Annotated in this window: 18 protein-coding genes and 1 other RNA gene; 7 read left to right on the forward strand and 12 right to left on the reverse strand. The window is 65.1% G+C overall.

Going from position 1 to position 19727, the window contains the following annotated elements; translation table 11 throughout:
* Positions 1-44: 44 nt before the first annotated feature.
* Entirely contained in the window at positions 45-395 is a 351-nt protein-coding gene (locus ACLFLU_RS32015; protein WP_426408706.1) for a YciI family protein, read from the reverse strand.
* 150 nt (positions 396-545) lie between these two features.
* Between ACLFLU_RS32015 and rnpB the strand changes: the two genes are divergently transcribed.
* Positions 546-976: RNase P RNA component class A (gene rnpB, locus ACLFLU_RS32020), an RNA gene on the forward strand.
* 63 nt (positions 977-1039) lie between these two features.
* On the opposite strand, the gene ACLFLU_RS32025 is transcribed toward rnpB, so the two are convergent.
* Entirely contained in the window at positions 1040-1753 is a 714-nt protein-coding gene (locus ACLFLU_RS32025) for an alpha/beta fold hydrolase (protein ID WP_426408707.1), read from the reverse strand.
* A gap of 74 nt (positions 1754-1827) precedes the next feature.
* The gene (locus tag ACLFLU_RS32030) at positions 1828-2259 is read right to left on the reverse strand and encodes a DUF983 domain-containing protein (RefSeq protein ID WP_426408708.1); all 432 of its coding nucleotides are present in this window, start codon (positions 2257-2259) and stop codon (positions 1828-1830) included.
* Between the two features lie 79 nt (positions 2260-2338).
* On the opposite strand from ACLFLU_RS32030, the gene ACLFLU_RS32035 reads away from it, so the two are divergent.
* Complete coding sequence (locus ACLFLU_RS32035; protein WP_426408709.1) at positions 2339-3709, forward strand: PLP-dependent aminotransferase family protein; 1371 nt, start codon at positions 2339-2341, stop codon at positions 3707-3709.
* A 99-nt stretch (positions 3710-3808) separates the two neighbouring features.
* Here ACLFLU_RS32035 and ACLFLU_RS32040 read toward each other — a convergent pair whose 3' ends face one another.
* Positions 3809-4144, reverse strand: a complete 336-nt coding sequence (locus tag ACLFLU_RS32040) for a hypothetical protein (protein ID WP_426408710.1) — start codon at positions 4142-4144, stop codon at positions 3809-3811.
* Between the two features lie 147 nt (positions 4145-4291).
* Here ACLFLU_RS32040 and ACLFLU_RS32045 point away from each other — a divergent pair, with 147 nt between their 5' ends.
* Complete coding sequence (locus tag ACLFLU_RS32045) at positions 4292-5035, forward strand: sulfite exporter TauE/SafE family protein (RefSeq protein WP_426408711.1); 744 nt, start codon at positions 4292-4294, stop codon at positions 5033-5035.
* Positions 5036-5088: 53 nt separating this feature from the next.
* Here the strand turns inward: ACLFLU_RS32045 and ACLFLU_RS32050 are convergent, their stop codons facing one another.
* The 4 genes from ACLFLU_RS32050 to ACLFLU_RS32065 all read right to left on the reverse strand — a co-directional run bounded on the left by ACLFLU_RS32050 (position 5089) and on the right by ACLFLU_RS32065 (position 11673).
* Positions 5089-6492 carry an MATE family efflux transporter gene (locus ACLFLU_RS32050; protein WP_426408712.1) on the reverse strand — a complete coding sequence of 468 codons (1404 nt, stop codon included), beginning with the start codon at positions 6490-6492 and terminating at the stop codon, positions 5089-5091.
* Positions 6493-6560: 68 nt separating this feature from the next.
* Entirely contained in the window at positions 6561-8360 is a 1800-nt protein-coding gene (locus ACLFLU_RS32055; RefSeq protein WP_426408713.1) for an ABC transporter ATP-binding protein, read from the reverse strand.
* Between the two features lie 390 nt (positions 8361-8750).
* Complete coding sequence (locus tag ACLFLU_RS32060; RefSeq protein WP_426408714.1) at positions 8751-10337, reverse strand: DHA2 family efflux MFS transporter permease subunit; 1587 nt, start codon at positions 10335-10337, stop codon at positions 8751-8753.
* Positions 10338-10365: 28 nt separating this feature from the next.
* Positions 10366-11673 (reverse strand): HlyD family efflux transporter periplasmic adaptor subunit, encoded by a 1308-nt coding sequence (locus ACLFLU_RS32065; protein ID WP_426408715.1) that lies wholly within the window; start codon positions 11671-11673, stop codon positions 10366-10368.
* A 196-nt stretch (positions 11674-11869) separates the two neighbouring features.
* On the opposite strand from ACLFLU_RS32065, the gene ACLFLU_RS32070 reads away from it, so the two are divergent.
* Both ACLFLU_RS32070 and ACLFLU_RS32075 read left to right on the forward strand, forming a co-directional pair.
* Positions 11870-12505: a TetR/AcrR family transcriptional regulator gene (locus ACLFLU_RS32070; RefSeq protein ID WP_426408716.1), complete on the forward strand. Its 636-nt coding sequence runs from the start codon at positions 11870-11872 to the stop codon at positions 12503-12505.
* 54 nt (positions 12506-12559) lie between these two features.
* Positions 12560-12901 (forward strand): DUF6665 family protein, encoded by a 342-nt coding sequence (locus ACLFLU_RS32075; RefSeq protein WP_426408717.1) that lies wholly within the window; start codon positions 12560-12562, stop codon positions 12899-12901.
* 85 nt (positions 12902-12986) lie between these two features.
* Here the strand turns inward: ACLFLU_RS32075 and ACLFLU_RS32080 are convergent, their stop codons facing one another.
* Positions 12987-14183, reverse strand: a complete 1197-nt coding sequence (locus tag ACLFLU_RS32080) for an extensin family protein (RefSeq protein WP_426408718.1) — start codon at positions 14181-14183, stop codon at positions 12987-12989.
* 408 nt (positions 14184-14591) lie between these two features.
* Complete coding sequence (locus tag ACLFLU_RS32085) at positions 14592-15410, reverse strand: DUF2147 domain-containing protein (RefSeq protein WP_426408719.1); 819 nt, start codon at positions 15408-15410, stop codon at positions 14592-14594.
* A 187-nt stretch (positions 15411-15597) separates the two neighbouring features.
* Between ACLFLU_RS32085 and ACLFLU_RS32090 the strand changes: the two genes are divergently transcribed.
* Together ACLFLU_RS32090 and ACLFLU_RS32095 are read left to right on the forward strand one after the other, a co-directional pair.
* Positions 15598-16332, forward strand: coding sequence for a DUF2147 domain-containing protein (locus tag ACLFLU_RS32090; RefSeq protein ID WP_426408720.1), 735 nt, complete (start codon positions 15598-15600; stop codon positions 16330-16332).
* A gap of 181 nt (positions 16333-16513) precedes the next feature.
* Positions 16514-17992, forward strand: a complete 1479-nt coding sequence (locus tag ACLFLU_RS32095) for a FecR domain-containing protein (RefSeq protein WP_426414120.1) — start codon at positions 16514-16516, stop codon at positions 17990-17992.
* A 232-nt stretch (positions 17993-18224) separates the two neighbouring features.
* Here the strand turns inward: ACLFLU_RS32095 and ACLFLU_RS32100 are convergent, their stop codons facing one another.
* Positions 18225-18788, reverse strand: coding sequence for an NUDIX hydrolase (locus tag ACLFLU_RS32100; RefSeq protein WP_426408721.1), 564 nt, complete (start codon positions 18786-18788; stop codon positions 18225-18227).
* A 63-nt stretch (positions 18789-18851) separates the two neighbouring features.
* Entirely contained in the window at positions 18852-19715 is an 864-nt protein-coding gene (gene asd, locus ACLFLU_RS32105) for an archaetidylserine decarboxylase (RefSeq protein ID WP_426408722.1), read from the reverse strand.
* Positions 19716-19727 lie beyond the last annotated feature (12 nt).

The following is a 19727-nucleotide window of genomic DNA, read 5'->3' on the forward strand; positions in this document are numbered from 1 at the left end:
CGAGCCAAGCTCCAAACGACATCCTCGCGGAATTATTTTCGAGATCATTTGTAGATCATGACGGGCCGGACTTCGATCGATCCATTCCTGGCGCCGGGAATGCGCGCGGCAAGCGCGATCGCCGCGTCGAGATCCTTCGCCTCGACGAGATAGTAGCCGCCAAGCTGCTCGCGGGTTTCCGCGAAGGGACCATCGGTCGTCAGAGTCTTACCCTCGCGCACGCGAACAGTGGTCGCGGTCGAGGTCGGCTGTAATCCGTCGCCGGCCTTGAAATGGCCGCTCTCGACGATCGACTGGGTGTAGGCGGAATACTCCGCCAGCAGCTTCTGGTAATCTGCGGGCCCCATTTGGCCCTGTTGCGCTTCGTTCCGGTAGATCAGCAGCAGATATTGCATCGCTCAACTCCTGTTGTTCGGCTGGATTGCCGGCATCCAGTCGAACGGGGTCCGCGCCCAACGACATCTTCAGGATAAATTATTTACACTGCTGCGTGCGCGACGATCTCCGCTTGACGAAACCGTCACAAATGCCCATTGCCTAGGCCGTCAGTCGGCCGGACGGCCGCTCCGGCAGGTGCCGAAAGGCCGCCGGGGAGGAAAGTCCGGGCTCCCTTGACATACGGTGCCGGATAACGTCCGGCGGGGGTAACCCCAGGGAAAGTGCCACAGAGAACGAACCGCCCGCCGTAGCAGCGCAAGCTGCGTAGGCAGGTAAGGGTGAAAAGGTGCGGTAAGAGCGCACCGCGGGTCCGGCAACGGAGCCGGCATGGTAAACCCCACCGGGAGCAAAACCGAATAGGGACGGCGTAGCGGGCTGTTCGCGCAAGCGATAACGCCGCGGGGCGATGTCAGGCCCGCCGTCCGGGTAGGTTGCTCGAGGCCATGTGCAAACATGGTCCCAGAGGAATGGCCGTCACGTATCGCTTGCGCAAGCAGGCGGTGCCCTACAGAACCCGGCTTACAGGCCGGCTGATGTCTTGCAACGAGGGGTTCGATGCTAACGCATCGGACCCCTCACCATTTTGAATGACACGCGCGAGTTAGGCGACAATCTCTTGCAGCACGCCCATCAGCGCCTCCGGCGCCGTCACGTTCGGCGCATGGCTGGCGTCGAGCTCGAAATAGCGCCAGCCCTCCTCGCTCTTGGCCCGCTTCGCGAACTGCCCGAACACATCGCCCGGAGGAGTGCGCTTGCAGTAGATGTAGCTCCGCGGCATGGCCGGCTCGCCGTGCGGAAGCTTCAGTTTCGTCTCAAAGCATTTGATCGGCATGTTGATGCGGCGCGCGTTGAGCCAGTCGAGATCGGCCTGCGGCGTGTCCGGTGGCGGCGGATTTGGCGGGATGCGGTAGCCGTCGCCAGCGGCTGCAGCCTTGCGCATCGGTTCGCGCCCGGCCTCGTTGAGATCGAGCAGCGACTGGCCATCGCGCGGCACGAAGGCGTCGAGATAGATCAGTTGCGAAATGCGCTCACGCGCGCGATCGGCAACGCCGGCGGCGACCATGCCGCCATAGCTGTGGCCGAGCAGCACGATGTCGCTGAGATCCTCGAATGTGATGACGTTGAGGATGTCCTGGATATGCGTCTCGAGATCGATCGCGGCACTGGCGAGATGCGATCGCTCGCCAAGCCCGGTATAGGTTGGCGCGACCAGGCGGTGGCCGGCCTGCGCCATCAGCGGATGCATCTTCTTCCAGGCCCATCCGCCAGACCACGCGCCATGACAGAGCAGGAAGGTCTTTGCGCGTGTGGCCATCGGCGTTTCCATCGTTCTTGTTTTGATACGACGGAGTGTAGCGGGCAGCCGCGCGATGTAAACGCCGCCGGGCGTCAAGCCGCGCGCGGCGCTTTCACCAGCACGGGCGCAAGCTGACCGGCTTGCCGGCGCAACTTGCTCGCCTCAAAGCCGTGCATACCGATCTGCCATTGCAGGCCGACGATGGCGCCCTTGGTCGGTTGCAGCAAAGCGAGCGAAGCAAACAGCGTCACCGGCAGCCACACGGACAGTTGCAGCCACACCGGTGGCGCATAAGCGGTCTCGACCATGAGGATCGCCGGCACCACGAGATGACCGACCACGACCATCACCAGATAGGCCGGGAAGTCATCGGCGCGCTGGTGAAACAGCTCCTCGCCGCAATGATCGCAGCTATCGGCGACCTTCAGGAAGCGCCCGAACATATGCCCTTCGCCGCAGTTCGGGCATTTGCCGCGAAAACCGCGCCACATCGCCTTTGCCAGAGAGACTGAACCGGTCGCCATGACGACACCTCTTCCGTTTTCCTGATCCATACAATAGTATCTTGCATCCATACATTCAAAGGATATGGGCCTAAATTGCATGGATTGGACTCCTACAATCTCCGAGCTGAGCGGGCCGCGTTACCAGCGCATCGTCGAGGCCATGGAGGCCGACATCGCCGCCGGCCGGCTGGTGCGCGGACAGCAATTGCCGACCCAGCGTGCGCTCGCCAAGGCGCTCGGCATCGACCTGACCACCGTGACGCGCGCCTACACCGAGGCGCGGCGCCGCGGCATCATGGAGGCTCGCGTCGGCCAGGGATCGTTCGTGTCGGAGACCAGCGCACGCCGCGCGGTCGACCTGCCGCATCCGGTGGCGATCGACCTCTCGATGAACGTGCCGCCGCATCCGCTCGAAGCGCAGCTCGACGAGCGCATCATCGCCGGCCTCGAAGCCGTTCGCGCGCAATCGGGCCTGACCGCATTCCTGAATTACCAGCCACCCGGTGGCAGCGCGCATGAGCGCGAGGTCGCCGCACGCTGGATGCGAACGCGCGTTCCGCATGCGCATGCCGACAAGCTCGTGATATTTCCCGGCGCGCAGACGATCCTGTTCAACCTGCTCGCCTATCTCGCGCAGCCCGGCGACATCGTGCTGACGGAAGCCCTCACCTTCCCCGGCATCAAGGCCGCAGCAGCGCAGCTCGGCGTCAAGCTCGTCGGCGTCGCCATGGATGACGGCGGCATTCTGCCCGATGCGCTGGCGAAAGCCTGCCGCACGCACAGGCCGAAGGCCGTCTATCTCATTCCGACGCTGCACAATCCGACCACGGCGACGCTTGTCCCCGAGCGGCGCAGCGCGATCGCCAAGATCGTCCGCGATGCCGATACGGTGCTGATCGAGGACGATGCCTACGGGCTGCTCGACCGCTCGGCGTCGCCGATCGCCAACCTCATCCCGGAGCGGACATATCTTGCGACCACACTGTCAAAATGCATCGCGCCGGCGCTGCGCGTCGCTTATCTGCTCGCGCCCGACAGCGGTGCGCAGCTTCAGATGCGCGGCCATCTCCAGGCGACCGTGCAGATGCCCGCACCGCTGATGGTCGCGCTGGTGACGCACTGGCTCGAGACCGGCGTCGCCGACCGCATCATCACCGCGATCCGAAACGAGGCCGTCGGCCGTCAGCAGTTGGCACGGCGCGCATTGAAGGGTTTTCAGTTCCAGGCCAAGCCCGCCGCGCATCATTTGTGGCTGCACTTGCCGGAGGGGCGACCGGACGTCGCCGCGCGTCTGCTGCGCAACGGGCTCGCGATCGTTGCCGGCGACGCCTTCACCGTCGACGGAACCTCGCCGCATGCGGCGCGCGTCTCACTCGGCGCGGCGCGCAACAGATCGGAATTGACCGAGGCACTTCGGATCCTGATCGCCGCGCTGCAGAGGCCCGCCCATACCAGGCAGATCGTCTAGGGCGCGGCGTCATAAAGGGCCCGCGGCTCGCGTCGGTGAGACCTAGGTATGTACCTCGGCGATCGCAGTTGACTAGGCCATCCGCCATGTTTGGGCGATCTAACCACCTTGTCTTACACTGTCGAGAAATTCCTCGCGTTCGCCGGGCGCGTAACCCTGGGAAGCTCCCGGATACGGTTCGTTGTTTTCACCGTACGGTGCCGGGCGGTGGTAGATCGCCGGCCCGGATGGGGTGTAAGCAAAACTCGAAGCGGGGCCTGAGGTGACTCCTCCCTGATCGGGACGAATAACGTGCTGCCGGTGCGCGTGGTGCACCGTAGCCGCGTTCGCAGAGCCCGCCAGGGCGATCAGAAGGTTCAACGCCAAAAGAGAACGCATCGCTTTTCTCCCATCGAGACTGCGGATCAGCGTGCTGCGGTCGTCGAGCCGCGACACCCGAATCCTGTGCGGGTTATCTAGGCGTGTCGTTCGAAAATGCCCGACTTTGCAGGTCACGCTTGTGTGCAGCATTGACCGCCACGCCCGCGGCTGTGCTATGCCCGGTGAGGTCATCACGAACTCGCGACAACAGGAACTCCAGGGGTGGAAACCTTCACGATTGCGCTGCTGCTGTTCGGCGCGCTGGCCGGCGGCTTCGTCTCGGGGCTGGCAGGATTCGGCACGGCGCTGATGGCGCTCGGCATCTGGCTCTACGTGCTGCCGCCCTCGCTCGCGGTGCCCCTGGTTCTGATCTGCTCGGTGATCGCGCAGACCTCGACGCTGCCCTCGATGTGGAAGAGCTTTGACCTGTCGCTGGTGTGGCCGTTCCTGATCGGCGGATTGATCGGCGTACCGCTCGGGACCATGCTGGTCGCCTCAGCCGATCCAAAAGTGTTCAAGCTCAGCGTCGGCGTGCTGCTGCTGATCTTCTCGAGTGCGCTGTACCTCAACAAGAAGCCGCTCGCCGTCACCTTCGGCGGCCGCATCGCCGACGGTGCGATCGGATTTGCCGGCGGCATTCTGGGCGGCCTCGCTGGACTGTCCGGGCCGCTGCCGATCCTGTGGGCCAACATCCGTGGCTGGAACAAGCACGAGCGGCGCGGCATCTTCCAGCTCTTCAATTTCACGGTGCTCGCCGCCGCGCTGGTGTTGCAGACGGCATCGGGCCTGGTCGAGCTGAAAGTGGTTTGGCTCGCGATGGTCGCATTCCCGGGAACGCTGATCGGCGCCTGGGCCGGCGCGCGCGTCTATCACGCGCTGAGCGACAAGCATTTCGGCGATGTCGTGCTCGGCCTGCTGTTCCTGTCGGGCGCCACCCTGGTCTGGAACAGCATCAGCTCGCTTTAGCTGTTTGCAGCCCGGCAAATGAGCCGGTGCTGCAGAGATGAAACATGCTGTCGTTACGCGGGCTCGCGCGCGAGCGGCACGACGGGCTCGGGGCTCGCCGGTTCTGCAACTTTCTCCTTCGGAGGCACCAGCCGCTTCCTGAACTCGCGGCGCAGCAACCACAGGCTCTGGACCGCCTGCAGCGTTGTCGCCGCGTTCGACAGGTACCAGACGTACTCGATCCGAAAGCCTGGCCGCGTCGAGAGCCAGATCGCCGGCAGGGAATAGGTGAGGACGCGCGTCGCCGAGCTCCACAACACCGGCTTGGTGTTGCCGAGGCCCTGGAACATGCTGGAGCAGGTGAAGATCAATCCCTGCGCCACCATGTTCAGCGAGATCATCTTCAGGAACAGCAACGCGACGCTCATCGTCTCCGGATCATTCGAGAAGCCGGCGAGCAACAATCCGGGCGCGAGCTGCGCGAGAATCGTCAGCGCGATCATCACGGCGGTCGCGATCAGCGCCGCCTTGACGAAGGTCTCCCGCACCCGCTCGTAATTGCCCGCACCGAAGTTCTGTCCGGCAATGGGCCCCGCTGCCAGGGAGACGGCAAGGGCCGGCATCTGGATCAAGCCCACGACGCGTGTCCCGATGCCAAAGCCCGCCTGGGCCGCTGGACCGAGATCGCGCAGCACGTAATAAATCGCCGCCATGAAGATAAAGATCATCGCGAACTCGCCGCCCGCGGGCAGGCCAACGTTGAGGATCCTTCTCCATTGCCGCAGCTGCGGACGCCATTGCGCAGGATGGAAGGCGACGTAGCGCTCCAGCCTGCGAAAATAGGTGAACAGCATCAGCACGCCGATGAAAACGGCGATCGTGCTTGCCAGGCCCGCTCCGGCGACACCGAGCGCATATCCGGTGCCCCAGCCCGTGATCAGGACCGGCGCCAGCGCGATATTGATGATGACCGCAAGCACCTGCACCAGCATGCTCGGCCGCACGATGCCGGTGGCGCGCAGCGCGGCCGCCATCACCTGCGTGACGAATTGCAGCGCCAGCGCCGGCATGAACCACAGAAAATAGGTGGTGCCGGCATTGATAGCGGCCTCATCGGCGGCAATCGCGCCCATATAAGGACGCGCGAGCGCAAAGCCGCCGAGCAGCGTCAACAGCCCGAACAGCACCGACAGGACGACCGCCTGGTTGAACACGAGATTGGCGTCGTCGCGATCCTTGCGGCCGACGGCATGCGAGACCAGCGCCACCGTGCCGACCCCGAGCATCTGCATCAGCGCGTTGACGAGGAAGCCGGCGTTGCCGGCCGCAGCGACGCCGGCAACCGCGGCATCGCCGAGCCCGGACACGAAGTACAGGTCGACCAGCTGGCAGATCATGATCGTGATCATGCCGACCACGATCGGTGGCGCCATGCTCAGGATGTGGCTCACGATGGAGCCGCGCGTCAGATCCTTCATCTCATTCCACCCTTGACGGATTCCTTGGGCCGCGTGACGGCGGGGCTTTCGCCCTGCCGCCGCGCGCCTCATTCCGCTGCTGCGATATGCCCGAGCTCCACCACCTGGCGCTCGAACAGGCTGCGATAGATTCCGCGAGGCTTGCCCGCGAGCATGGCATGCGTGCCCTGCTCGGCGATCTCGCCGCGTTCGAACACCAGGATGCGATCGAGGCTGCGCACCGTCGACAGCCGGTGTGCGATCACGATCGAGGTACGGCCTTTCATCAGCCGCTCCATCGCCTGCTGGATCAGCGCCTCCGATTCCGAATCGAGGCTCGAGGTCGCCTCGTCCAGGATCAGCACCGGCGCATCGGCCAGGAAGGCGCGCGCCAGCGCCACGCGCTGCCGTTCGCCGCCCGACAGTTTGACGCCGCGCTCGCCGACCAGCGTGCCGTAGCCCTTCGGCAGGCGCAGGATGAAGTCGTGCGCATTCGCCAGCCGCGCCGCCTGCTCGATCGCCTCGAGGCTGGCACCGGGCCGGCCATAGGCGATGTTCTCGGCGAGCGAGCGGTGAAACAGGATCGGGTCCTGCTGCACGATCGCGATCTGGCTGCGCAGCGATTGCTGCGTGGCCAGCGCGATGTCCTGCCCGTCGATCAGCACGCGACCGGCGGTGACGTCGTAGAGCCGCTGCACCAGCTTGACGAACGTCGTCTTGCCGGAGCCGGAGCGGCCGACGAGACCGACACGCTCGCCGGCGCGGATCCTGACCGACAGCCCGTCATACAGCGGCGCGCGATGGCCACCATAATGGAACGTGACGTCGTCGAACACGATCTCGCCGCCCTCGATCGCGATCGGCCGTGCGTCCGCGGCATCGGCGATGCCGATCGGCTCGTCATGGATCGCCACCAGCTCCTCCATGTCGTTGACCGAGCGCTGGAGATTGTTGATGTGCATGCCGACGTCACGCAAATAGGCGTGGATGACGTAGTAGCTCGTCAGCACATAGGTGACGTCGCCGGGCGAGGCATGCCCGTACATCCACAGCAGCACCGAGCCGCCGATCACCGATGCACGCAGGCACAGCAGCAGCGAGAGCTGCGCCATGGCGGTGTAGTTGTAGCGGAACCAGGTCCGCCGCACCCGCACGCGCCAACGCTTGATGACACGGGCCAGCCGCGCATCCTCACGGACTTCCGCGCCGAAGGATTTCACCACCGCGTTGCATGTCAGCGCATCCGCCAGCGTGCCGCCGACCTTGGTATCCCAGGCGTTGGACACACGCGCAGCCGGCGCGATATAGCGCGTCGAGAACAGCACCGTCATCGTGACATAGATAGCTGCGCCGAGCGCGATCACCGCACCTAGCGAGGCCCAGTGCACGCCGAGCAGGATCATCGACCCGATCAGAACGGCCAGCGACGGCAGCAACGCCAGCAGAATGGTGTCGTTCAACAGATCGAGCGCCCACATGCCGCGCGTGATCTTGCGCACGGTCGAGCCCGCGAAGGAGTTGGCGTGCCAGTCGGTCGAGAAGCGCTGCACGCGCAGAAATGCGTCCTGCGCCACGTCCGACATGATCTTCAGCGTGAACGGTACGATCACCTGCAGCCCGGTCAGGCGCAGCACCATCGACGCCGCGCCCAGCACGACGATGCCGCCAAACGCCACCAGCGCGGCGTGACGGGCGGCAGGATCGGACGGGCCGCGCGTCAGCGCGTCGACCAGATGTCCCGAAAATACCGGCATGAACAGGTCGGCGACGGTGGCGCCGAGCAGACCGACGGCAATAGCGAGCGTACGCCCTGGCTGATTCAGCCAGTGCCGGAACACGAAGGGCAGGACCACACGAATAGCCGCGGGCTTCTTTGAGAGAGCGGTCATGGCGTCATCCGGCCGCTTTGCCGCGGGCCGGCTCCATCGATGGACGCAGGCCGGCCGCGAGGGCCGGGACGGCGTCACTTGAAACTGATTTTGACTTGGGAAGCGGAGCGATCGGGGCGTTTGGTCGAAACCCTGGCCCAATCGAAGCTGGCGGAAGTGGCCTCTAACAGGCCGAGAACGTACCGAGCCAGACCATCATCGAGCGCGGAAACGCGATCTGCGAATGCGACGAAATCATGCAAATCTCTCCCCGGTTCGAATGAATGAGATGCGCTTTATAGATGTGTGATTCGCGATTTGCAACGGGCCCCGCGCGAGTTCACAGACGAGTGTTGCATTTTGGTGCGCGGGGTCACCCGGTCAAGCCGGGCGATGACAGCGAGCTTGGAGCTAATGCGCGTCGCCGGCGGCGCCGAACGGCGAAGCCGGCTTGTTCAACAGCATGACCAGGAGGCTGAGGCTCAGGTAGAACAAGGTCAGGATGAAGAACGCGTCGCCAAAGCTCATCACCACGGCCTGGCGGTGCACGATCTGGCTGAGCTGCTTCATCGCCATCAGCGTCGAGTCCCCGAGCCCCTGGAACTTCTGCTGGAGCATGGTCAGGGTTTCGGTCGCGGTGGCATTGCCCCAAGTCACGCGCTCCTGGAGGCGCGTGATGTGCAGGTCGGCGCGATCGTTGAGCACGGTGTTGATGACGGCAAGCCCGACCGCGCCGCCGAGATTGCGCATCAAATTGAACAGGCCGCTCGCATTCTTCACCTTGTCAGGCGGCAGCGTGCCGAGCGCGATGTTGTTGGTCGGCACCATCGCGAACATCATGCCGATGCCGCGCAGGATCTGCGGAATCAGGAGCTCGTAGAAATCAAAGTCGCGCGTGATCCAGGTCATCTGGTAGGAGCCGATCGCGAACACGATCAGGCCGAACGCGATCATGTAGCGCATGTCGAGGCTCGCCATCAGCCGGCCGACCAGCGGCGCGACCAGGAACATGGTGATACCCGAGACGAACATGGTCTCGCCGATCATCAGCGCGCTGTAGCCGCGCACCTCGGCGAGATAGCGCGGATAGATGTAGGTCAGGCCGTAGAGGCCGATGCCGATGCAGAACTGCAGCGTAGAGCCGACCGCGAAATTGCGGTTGGTGAAGGCACGCAGATTGACGATCGGCTCCGCCGCGGTGAAGACGCGCACGAAGAAGGCAATCGCCGAGATGGCGCCGATCCAGGCGCAGATCGCCACCGATGTGTCCTGCAGCCATTCATATTGCGGGCCTTCTTCCAGCACATATTCCAGCGTGCCGAGGAAGCCGGCCATGAAGATCAGGCCCCACCAGTCGAAGCGGTCGAGCAGCTCGAAATGCGGCTCGTCGAAATCGACCAGCGCCAGCACGCCGAGGGTGATGCCGATGCCGGGGACGACGTTGATGAAGAACAGCCAGTTCCACGACATCAGATCGGTGATGTACCCGCCGACCGTCGGGCCGATCGTGGGAGCCAGGGTCGCGACAAGGCCGATGATGGGACCGACGATGTGGAATTTCGTACGCGGGAACACGGTGTAGGCCGAGGCGAACACCGTCGGGATCATGCCGGCACCGAGAAAGCCCTGGAGCGCGCGCCAGAGGATCATCTCCTCGATGGTCGTGGCGAAGCCGCAAAGCAGGCTCGAAATCGTGAAGCCGGCCGCCGAGATCGCGAACAGCAGCCGCGTACCGAAGGCGCGCGACAAAAATCCCGACAGCGGGATCGCGATCACCTCGGCGATCAGATAAGCGGTCTGGACCCAGGAGACCTCGCTCGAGCTTGCCGACAGGCCGGCCTGGATCTCGCTCAAGGACGCCGAGACGATCTGGATGTCCAGGATCGACATGAACATCCCGAACACCATGATGATGAAGGCGATCAGCCGCTTCGGCGCGATGCGCTCCGAATCGGCGGCCGCCATCATCGCAGGTGAAGCAGTCGTGGCGTTCGCCATGGTCTGACCTCGCAGCGCTGGGGCGCGCTTACTGCGGATGGATCATGGTGGGGTCGTCGAGATCGATCTCGCTGTCGGCGTCGGCGGCACCCTTGTTGGTGTCGACGGTCGCATAAACCGACATGCCGGCGCGGAGCAGGTTCTGCCTGGCAACCGCTTTGGGCACGCGGATGCGGACCGGCACGCGCTGCACGATCTTGGTGAAGTTGCCGGTGGCGTTGTCAGGCGGCAGCAGCGTGAACACCGAGCCGGAGCCCGCCGCGATGCTGTCGACGATGCCGGAGAACTTGCGCATGCCGTAAGCATCGACCTTGATCGTCACCGGCTGGCCCGGGCGAATGCGCTTGAGCTGAGTCTCCTTGAAATTGGCGTCGATATAAACGTCGTCGAGCGGCACGACATTGCCGAGACGCTGGCCGACGGCAACGAAGTCGCCGGCGCTGACGAGACGGTTGGAGAAGGTTCCGTCGACCGGCGCGCGCACGGCCGTGAAGGCAAGGTCGCGCTCGGCCTTGGCGAGCGTGGTCTTGAGTTCGGCGAGCTGCGCCTGGGCTTCGGCCTGCTGCGCCTTGGCGACATCGACATTGCTCACCGCGACGTCGTAGGCGGCCTGCGCGGCCTTGACCGCGGCGGCGCCCTGGTCGCGACCGGCTTCCGAGGTCTCGAACGTGGCGCGCGAGGCAAAGCCCTTGTTGCTCAGCGCCTGCTGGCGCTCATAGTCGAGATCGGCGCGCTTGAGGCCGGCCTCTGCAGAGACGAGCTGCGCCTTGGCCTGTGCGACCTGGCTGTCGAGCGCTGCGATCTGGCGGCCGATGCGATCGATGGTGGCCTGCTGGGTCGCGATCCGGGTCGCGGCCGCGTCGACGGCGATCTTGTAGTCGCCGTCGTCGATGCGCAGCACCGTGTCGCCGGCATGCACCAGCGTGTTGTCAGCGGCAAGGATCGAGGAGATATGGCCAGCCACGCGCGCGCCCAGCATGGTGTTGTTGGCGCGGACGTAAGCGTCGTCGGTGGAGACGTAGAAGCGGCCGACCAGCGTGTAGTAGCCGGCATAGCTTGCCGCCGCGAGCGCCAGCACGAGGCCGATGCCCATCATGACGAATTTCCGCTTGCCGGATTTTGGCGCGGCAGCGGCGGGTGCGGTCGGGGCCGGCTGGTCGGTCACAGGCTTCTCCGGCGCCTCGCTGGGGCGGCGCTTGGTCTCTTCGGCCACATGAGACCTTAGCTGCTCGGCGAGGACTGCGGATGTCCCGGTCGCAGCTTCACCGTTCGCCGACGTCGTCTCCCCCGCTTCCTGGCGAAGGACGCGCGCAGCCTGGTCTCTCGATGTGGCCATAAAGGCCTCCCCAACAAAAACGCGATCCGGGGCAGCCGTCGCACGGCCGCTACCCAGCTCGCCTATCCTAAATACCATTGACCGAACGGTTCGGTCAATATACTTGTATTCGCGGGTGGGACCCTACTGGCCCGAATCCCTTCTTTACGTTTCATCGCGCAAGCCCCGGTCCAAAACCTTCCGAGACCCTAAACCAATGGTTGCACCCAACCGCGAACAACTGCACGCCGTACCGGACGAGGACAGCTCCAAGCGGCGCCAGATCCTGGCCGGCGCCCGCAAGGTGTTCATGGATCTGGGTTTTGACGGGGCCAGCATGGGCGAGATCGCGCGCGCGGCAGGAGTCTCCAAGGGCACGCTCTACGTCTACTTCGCCGACAAGAGCGCGCTGTTCGAAGCCATCCTCGAGGAGGAAGCGCTCCAGCACGGCCAGGTCGTGTTCAACTTCGACCCCGCGCGCGACGCCGAGACCACGCTGAGGGATTTCGGCGCGGCCTATCTTCATCTGCTCTGCCGGCCCGGCGGCGGATCGGCGATCCGCACCGTGATGGCGATTGCCGAGCGCATGCCCGACGTCGGCCGCCGCTATTACCTGCGCGTGCTGGACAAGACCATCAACCGCCTCTCCGACTATCTCAAAGCCCATGTCGCCTCCGGCGAACTCAAGATCGACGATTGCGACCTCGCCGCCTCGCAGTTCATGGAACTGTGCAAGGCCTCCCTCTTCCTGCCTTTCGTCTTCCAGGCCGCGCCGCCGCCGTCGGAAGAGCGCATGATGGAAGTGATCGACAGCGCGACGCGGATGTTCCTCGCCGCGTACAAGGCGAAGTAACGGCGGCAGGCCACGCGTTGCGCATGCGGTTCGCGCCGCATTATATTGAGCGCCATGTCCCGTGATCTTCGCCCGCCTGTCGATATCCTCCATTACGAGATCGTCCAGGAACAGGCCTCAGCGCTTGGACGAATGGGCCGCGCGCTCGAACAGGCGCTCGCACAATTGCGCGAATTCGACGCCAGGCACGCAGTCCCGGAGACGCCGGCCGAGACGCAGCCGGCCCGGCGCAAGCTGGTGATGGCAGCCGGCCAGGCGCTCTGGATGTTCGTGGTGCAACGCGAGGCAACAGGCCTGCGCGACAGCCGCCATATCATGCGGACCTACAACGTCCCGGCCGAGGTGCAGCAGTGCATGGGGCTGGCGCCGTCGCCGTCGAAGCCGGCATCGAGATGACGTCCTAGCTCCGCGGCGCTACGCCCCGCCCTCTTTCATTGTGAGATAGCGGACGATGTCAGCGGGCATTTTGGATCGTGTCCGGCTAGTCGTCCGAGAACTCGTCTTCCTCGTTGACCTTCTCGTGCTTGCTCTTGTGCGCGCCGAGCGCGCCGGTCACGGAGGGATCGCGCGCGCTTGCGTAAGGAGTGCGCCGCTGCGCGCGCGCCGCGACCTCTTCGCCGGAGACCGCGGCCGGTTGGCAGATCAGGCGGCGGCTGGCGCGGCGCATCAGGTCGACGTGAATGTGATCGTAGTGATAGACGTTCGAGCCCGGCGCGAGCACGGTGGTGAAATGCGCGCACGCGCCCGACTGGACGTCGCGCAGAAATCCCTGCTCTTCCGGCATTCCGCGCCAGCCGTCCTTCACACTGATGCGGCGGCCATCGGCGAGCACGAAGGCGGCGACGTCGAGCGCATTGCCGAAGGCGTGCTCCGAGATATGGGCGCTCGGGTTACCGTTCATGCCGCGGCAGGAATAGGCGGAGATCTGCTTGATCTCGACCACGCGGGCGCCGAACCAGCGCATCGCGGACGGCTGCACGCTGTCGGCAAACCAGCGATCGAGTTCAGACACAATTGGACAGGCGAGCGTCGCCGTTGGCTTCACCGCGACGGGACCGACGGCGGTGACGGGATTGCCCTGCGCGGGACCCAGCCGCGGCGGCTGTTGGGCCGGGGCCTGCGAATACGGCGCCGGACCGGGCTGCCGCGCCGGATAGCTCGGCGCATTCATGTAGCGCGCCGCACCCGCGGCATCGGTGCCCTCGGGCGGCAGATCGATCTCGTCGTCCTGCGGCGCCACGCCGGGCGCACTGAGCGACACCGGGCCGGAGGAGGCGCCATAGCCGGAGGGCTGGCGTACCGCGCTCTCGGGATAGTTCGACCGCTGCGGATAGGAGGATGCCGGATAATTCGATTGCGGCTGCGTCACCGGCCAGCGCGGCTGGTTGCCGATGCTGCCGGGTGGGCGTGGTTCCTCGTCAGCGAAACCGTAGCTGCTTGTGCCTTCGCCGATGGCGGCAACTTTCAGCGGAAACTCGGCGCCGCACATGCCGGGGCCGGAGATCGGCTCGATCCGGACGATGTCAGGGCTCTCTTTCACGGCGCCCGATTTCAGGCACGCCGCTTCCGCCTCGGCCCGCCACGGTTCGCGTTCGGCCTGGAACAAGCCGCGTCCGCAACCCGCGAGCGAAACGAGGACGATGGAGCCGACGAGATACAAACGAACTCCGCGCGTCATGCGCGCACGTTCGGTGAATTTACTTAAAGACTCTTCAACGTGTCGATTTCAGCTTTCCTTTACCATGTCGCGTCCGCGGCCCCGGATGAACGGCAGCGAGGCTGACTTTCTTGAACGGTGAGTTTCTGTTAACCATAACGATTGCGCGCAAAGCGCGCGCGCAGAGGGATCGATCCCAAGCGGGATTTCAGGGAGCAACGTCATGACGTTCGTCGGAAGACTGAGCGTTGTTACCGCGTACCTTGCCATGGCCTTTGTCGGCGCCATCGTGCTCGGCATCATCTAGCAGCGTCCACCGACCCTATCGCAGGGCTCGCCCGGCGGCGCCGGATCATTCGGCGACCGGGCATTCTGTCGTGCTCAGAACCCCGCGCCGCACCGCCGCGATGTCGTGATCAGCTTCTCCGGTCACTCCTCGAGCCGCGTCCAGTCATTGCCGGAACACCAGAAATGGCCGAACGCGCAGGCCTCGACGTAGAGCTTGCCCCAGCTCTTCAGTGTCATCGTCGCATAATAGGTTTTGCCGCTGGATTGATTGTAGATCGTGCCGCTCCACGCGTCGTGCGCTTTCGGCTTCATGTTGACCAGCACGCTTTCGCCACGGGTCGAGGCCTCGGTCAGCGCAAAACCGCACAGCAGGGGGCCACAGCGTTCGATGCGGACCGTGCCCTTGGCGCTGTCGCTTTCCCATTCGCCGAGCGGCATATAGCTCGACTCGTCGTCACGCCGCGGCGCGATCCCTACGGTCTGCTTGATCTCGGGCGGCGGAGCCACGACCGGCGGCGCCGCGCTCGGCGGGTCTGCACGCGACAGATCAACCCGTGGCGGGTTGGGGCTCAGAGCCTCGAATTTCGGTGTTTCGGGTTTTGGCACAGGCGGCAACACGACGGGCCGAGAACTCGTCGCGGCGACAACGGGGGCGGTCGGCGCTGGAGGCGGCGCGACCACGGTCGCTTGCGGCGGCCTGACCGGCGTTGCGGCTTGGACTGGCTGCGGCGGCACGACGACCGGCGCGGGCAGCGGGGCCGGCGCCGTGGCGACATCTTCGAACCGCCGTGTGTTTCGATCGGTGGAGATCGAAACACAAGACGTAAATCGGCAGTTGCGCGGAGCCTCGACTTCGAACCGGTGACCGCCAATCGTAAAGGCGTAGGAACCAGCCTGCGCAGCAGGCGCGATCGCCGTTAGCATGATCAAGGTGCCGAATGTAATCGCAAGCCGCTTCATCGACGCCTCCCTCCTTATGGCAGCGACGTTACGCAGATGAATGGTCGCTGAATGTGCGCTGGCTCACCCAGGCAACCGTTGTGAGGTCCATCACAGAAGGCCGGACGCATCGGGCATAGGGTCGAACCACATCCGGGCCACGACCGACTTCAGTCCATATCGGGACCCACGCCATTTCGGAGTTGTCATGAACAAGCTCGCCATCGCGGCCACCGCCCTCTTCCTCGCATCGACCGCCACAGCCTATGCCGGCAATTCGATCTCGTTCGAGATCGATGGCCAGCACATCCGCATCGAGACGCCACGCAACTGTGCCTCTCTCAACTGTGTGACCATCGTCGCGCCGGGCCTGTCCGACAAGCCGATCAAGCTGAGCAACATCAACCTCAACGGCCTTGGTAACTCCAAGGACGATGACAGCACCACGACGAGCACCACAACTGCGCCGCCCGCGCCAGCTCCGGTGCAACAGCAACCCGCGCAGCAGGCGACGACTGTTCCGGCAGCTCCTGTCGTTGCTCCCGCCGCCCCGGCCACAACGGTTGCCACCGCGCCGTCCGTCGACGCGACCACTCAGCCCGCGCCGGCTGCAGCTGCCCCCGCTCCGGCCCCGGCGGCCGCCGCTCCCGTACAGTCCGCAAACACGCCGATCGGCGTGTGGGCCGTCGAGGATAACAAGGGCAATGTCCGCGTCGAGCCATGCGGCTCCAATCTCTGCGGCTATGCCGAGAAGAACAACGAGCTGATCCTGGTCAACATGAAGCCCGACGGCGGCAAGTGGAGCGGCCGGATCCACGATCCTGAATCCGGCAAGAACTACGACTCCACGATCGCCATGAAGAGTCCGAATGCAATGCGGGTGCAGGGCTGCGCCTTCGGCGGCATGTTCTGCGGCGGCCAGACCTGGAAGCGGGTGAGCTGACGCCGACGCCACTGCCAGGCATTCTTGTTCCCATGATGACGCCACGTCCCCGATGCAGGGACGTGGCGTTTGAACGTTCGCCCGTCCCGTGCGACAGACGTTCATCCGCCATTCAGCCAGCACCGGCTGATATCGGCTGATCTCGCCTCGTGTTCTCACCGGGACCTCATTCGTGGCTTTGATGGTGGCTTGGCGCCGCGTCGTGTTTGCTTTGCCGCTGCTGGCGCTGCCGCTGGCCGGCGCCGACAATGCGTGCGCGTCCGACGCAATCGAGCTCGCGCAAGCGCAGCCACAGACACAAGCGCAGCCGCAGGCTCAACCAACGCCCGCCCCCTCCCCCGCGCCATCGGCCTCGCCGGCGCCCGCCGCCGATGCGCAGCCCTCCACCGTTGAGCCGATCGGCAACGTCGCGACCGTGACGGGGATCGCGACCGTGATTCGCGACAAGAACTCCTATCCGGTGAAAGTGCGCGACGACATCTATCTCAACGACGTCGTGCAGACGTCCTCGAACTCCTCGCTCGGCATCACCTTCAACGACGCCACCACGTTCAACCTCTCCGCCAGCTCCAAGATCGCCATCGACAATTACGTCTATGAGGACGGCGGCAAGCAGAACTCGGCGATCTTCGACATCGGCAAGGGTACGGTCGCGTTCGTCGCGGCGGCGGTGGCAAAGACCGGCGACATGAAGATCGCAACGCCGACCGCAACGCTCGGCATTCGCGGCACCACCGGCGTCGTCGACGTGCCTGAGAACGCGACCGCGAACAGCACAAAAAACGTCAACATCAAACTCTATCCCGACGCCGACGGCCGGGTCGGCCATATCGACGTCAACGACCGCGCCAGCGGCACGCGGCTCGGCGCGCTGACGCAAGCCTCGAGCGGCTTTGCGATCCGGCCGGGCGCGGCCGGCCCGGGCGGCATGCGCTTTGCCGCGGTGCCGATCACAATTCCACCGCAGCAGATTGCGCGCGACCGCGGCTTCGTCAGCCAGGTGCATGCGGCGCAGACCACGGGACGACAGATCGTCACCGAGCAGCGCGACTTCCGCCGCGCCAATCCGGCCGCGATCAGCCGCATTCCGCGACCGGCACAGCCGCCGCAGCAACAGCAATTGCGTCCGAACACGGCGCCGAACCAGCAGCCGCAGCCTCAGCGGCCGAATGGCCAGCCGGGTCAGAACAACCGTCCGGGTCAGCAGCAGCCGGGTGCGCCGAACCGCCCGGGAACGCCAGGCACGCAACAGCCGCAGCGCCAGGGACAAGGCGGTGCTGCGCAGCCGGGCACGCCGCGCGCGGGTCAGGGTCAGCAGAAGCCGGGCCAGCAGCAGGGTACGGGACAGCCGGCCGCCCAGCCCCGCACAGGACAGGGCACGCAGCCCGGCGGCGCACCGCCGACGCAGCCACACCGCAGCGGGCAATCTCCGCAGCAGCCTGGCGCGGTCACGCCGGCGCAGCCGAACGGCACCACGCCGCAAACGCCGCGCACGGGAATGCAACCCGGTCAGCCCGGCGCGCAGCCGCCCGTCCCGCCGCAACAAGGCGCTGCACCGCGCCCGCCGGGCCTGCAACAACGCCTGCCCGGCGCACAACGCCCCGCCGCACCACGCAGACCCGCGCCAGCTCCGGCGCCGAGGGAAAAGAAGAAGCGATAGCGCCGAAGCACGCGGTGCGCTCCCTCGCCCCGTTCTTACGGGGAGAGGGTTGGGGTGAGGGGCTGCTTCCGTAGCTTTGATTTGAATCGTGGATCGAGGATCCAACTCCACGGTCGTGATGCGGGTCGGATGGACTTCCATCTTGGCAACGACGTGCCATGCCCCTCACCCGGATCGCTTGCGCGATCCGACCTCTCCCCGCAGAAGAGCGGGGAGAGGCGAAAGAGAAACCTCACGCCTCGCCGCGCAGCCAGGCTCGCACCTTCTGCAACAGGCCGTGCCTGAGTTTATCGACCGACGCGGCTTCAGCGGGTGTCAGCGTCTGCAAGGCCGCATCGATCTCGTAGCCTGCCAGCGTCGGCTCGGGCGCCGGCGAAGTTGCAAGCCCGGCCGCGGCGATCGCGATCGGGCCGACCTGGGTGAGGAAGGCGCGCTCATATTCGCGCGACAGGCGCGCGAGCGCCTCGTCCAGCGTCAGCCAGTCGACCGCCTTGATGTCGTTCATCAGCTTGCGGACGGGACCGCCCTCGGCCTCCATCCGCCAGAAATGCACGATCTTGATGGGGCCGCCGGACTGGTAGGCGATCGTGCCCAGAAACTCGTGCACGATCACGTCGTGGCCGGTCTCCTCCAGCACCTCGCGGTGCGCGGCCTCCTTCGGCGTTTCGCCGACGTCGAGCTTGCCCTTGGGCAAAACCCATTCATTGCGCTTGCGCTGGCGCACGATGGCAATCAGCGGCGTGTCGCCACGCCGCAGCACAATACCACCCGCCGCCATCACCGGCGCCCGCGCCATCACTTACGTCCAGTATCATCGCCCCCGCCCGACATATACGCGGCGGGCACGGCAGATTGAAGGCTAGTTTCTTCGCAGCAGCGCCTGGCCTGCACGAATGCGCGTCCCCTCAGTGATACCGTCGCAAAACGAAAAGTCACCCGGCGCGAGGATGATGATGGTCGAGCCGTGCTCGAACCAGCCGAGCTCCTCGCCCTTGGTCACGTTGACGTCGCAGGGAAAGTTGACCGGCCCCTTGGTCTGCGCGTTCAGCACCGTGTCGAGGAAGTGCAACCGGATGCTGGCGACCAGGATCGCGGCGACCGGCACCAACGTCACGGCCTCGCCCGTCGACAAATGCGTGCGGATCACCGCGCGCTCGTTCTTGCAGAAGAGACGCTCAACCCGCTTCAGCGCGATCGGGTTGACGTTCCAGACGTCGCCGTGAATCAGCGTGACGCGCTCGATATGCGCATCAAACGGTGCGTGGAAGCGGTGATACATGCTCGAGGTCAGCCGCAGCGTCACGAAGGAGCCGTTGCGGTGCTGCTCGACCAGCGCGGGGTCGCCAAGCAGGTCAAGCAGCGAATAGGGCGCGCCCTTGACCTGGAACAGCTCGGTATCGACAATCCGGCCATGGGCGCCGACGATGCCGTCCGAGGGGCTAGCAACCACCGAAGGATCCGGATCAAACGCTCGCAGACCCGGCTTGAGTTCACGGGTGAAGCAATCGTGCAGACTCCTGAAATGGTCCTTCTTGGCTTCCGACAGATCGAGGTCGGAGAACAGCTTCCATAGCGCGATGGAGCCGTCCCGCACCAGCGGGTTCTCGATCTTGGAGAACCAGCCCATGAAGCGCGTCAGTGCCGCGCGGGGGATGCGGTTGGTCAACAGGAAGTTGAGGTCTTCCTGCTGGGTGAAAGAGGCGATGAGGGCTTTGACTGTCATGAATCTGTCAGC

Source organism: Bradyrhizobium ganzhouense, assembly GCF_049949285.1.
In the GTDB taxonomy this organism is placed as follows: Bacteria; Pseudomonadota; Alphaproteobacteria; order Rhizobiales; family Xanthobacteraceae; genus Bradyrhizobium; species Bradyrhizobium ganzhouense.

Bases quoted from the DNA above. Each gene is read 5' to 3' on its own strand.
- ACLFLU_RS32025 (WP_426408707.1), bottom strand. From the start codon at position 1,753: ATGGCCACACGCGCAAAGACCTTCCTGCTCTGTCATGGCGCGTGGTCT.
- ACLFLU_RS32030 (WP_426408708.1), bottom strand. From the start codon at position 2,259: ATGGCGACCGGTTCAGTCTCTCTGGCAAAGGCGATGTGGCGCGGTTTT.
- ACLFLU_RS32035 (WP_426408709.1), top strand. From the start codon at position 2,339: ATGGATTGGACTCCTACAATCTCCGAGCTGAGCGGGCCGCGTTACCAG.
- ACLFLU_RS32090 (WP_426408720.1), top strand. From the start codon at position 15,598: ATGAACAAGCTCGCCATCGCGGCCACCGCCCTCTTCCTCGCATCGACC.
- ACLFLU_RS32055 (WP_426408713.1), bottom strand. From the start codon at position 8,360: ATGACCGCTCTCTCAAAGAAGCCCGCGGCTATTCGTGTGGTCCTGCCC.
- ACLFLU_RS32085 (WP_426408719.1), bottom strand. From the start codon at position 15,410: ATGAAGCGGCTTGCGATTACATTCGGCACCTTGATCATGCTAACGGCG.
- ACLFLU_RS32050 (WP_426408712.1), bottom strand. From the start codon at position 6,492: ATGAAGGATCTGACGCGCGGCTCCATCGTGAGCCACATCCTGAGCATG.
- ACLFLU_RS32095 (WP_426414120.1), top strand. From the start codon at position 16,514: ATGGTGGCTTGGCGCCGCGTCGTGTTTGCTTTGCCGCTGCTGGCGCTG.
- ACLFLU_RS32015 (WP_426408706.1), bottom strand. From the start codon at position 395: ATGCAATATCTGCTGCTGATCTACCGGAACGAAGCGCAACAGGGCCAA.
- ACLFLU_RS32065 (WP_426408715.1), bottom strand. From the start codon at position 11,673: ATGGCCACATCGAGAGACCAGGCTGCGCGCGTCCTTCGCCAGGAAGCG.
- ACLFLU_RS32070 (WP_426408716.1), top strand. From the start codon at position 11,870: ATGGTTGCACCCAACCGCGAACAACTGCACGCCGTACCGGACGAGGAC.
- ACLFLU_RS32060 (WP_426408714.1), bottom strand. From the start codon at position 10,337: ATGGCGAACGCCACGACTGCTTCACCTGCGATGATGGCGGCCGCCGAT.
- asd (WP_426408722.1), bottom strand. From the start codon at position 19,715: ATGACAGTCAAAGCCCTCATCGCCTCTTTCACCCAGCAGGAAGACCTC.
- ACLFLU_RS32080 (WP_426408718.1), bottom strand. From the start codon at position 14,183: ATGACGCGCGGAGTTCGTTTGTATCTCGTCGGCTCCATCGTCCTCGTT.
- ACLFLU_RS32075 (WP_426408717.1), top strand. From the start codon at position 12,560: ATGTCCCGTGATCTTCGCCCGCCTGTCGATATCCTCCATTACGAGATC.
- ACLFLU_RS32100 (WP_426408721.1), bottom strand. From the start codon at position 18,788: ATGGCGCGGGCGCCGGTGATGGCGGCGGGTGGTATTGTGCTGCGGCGT.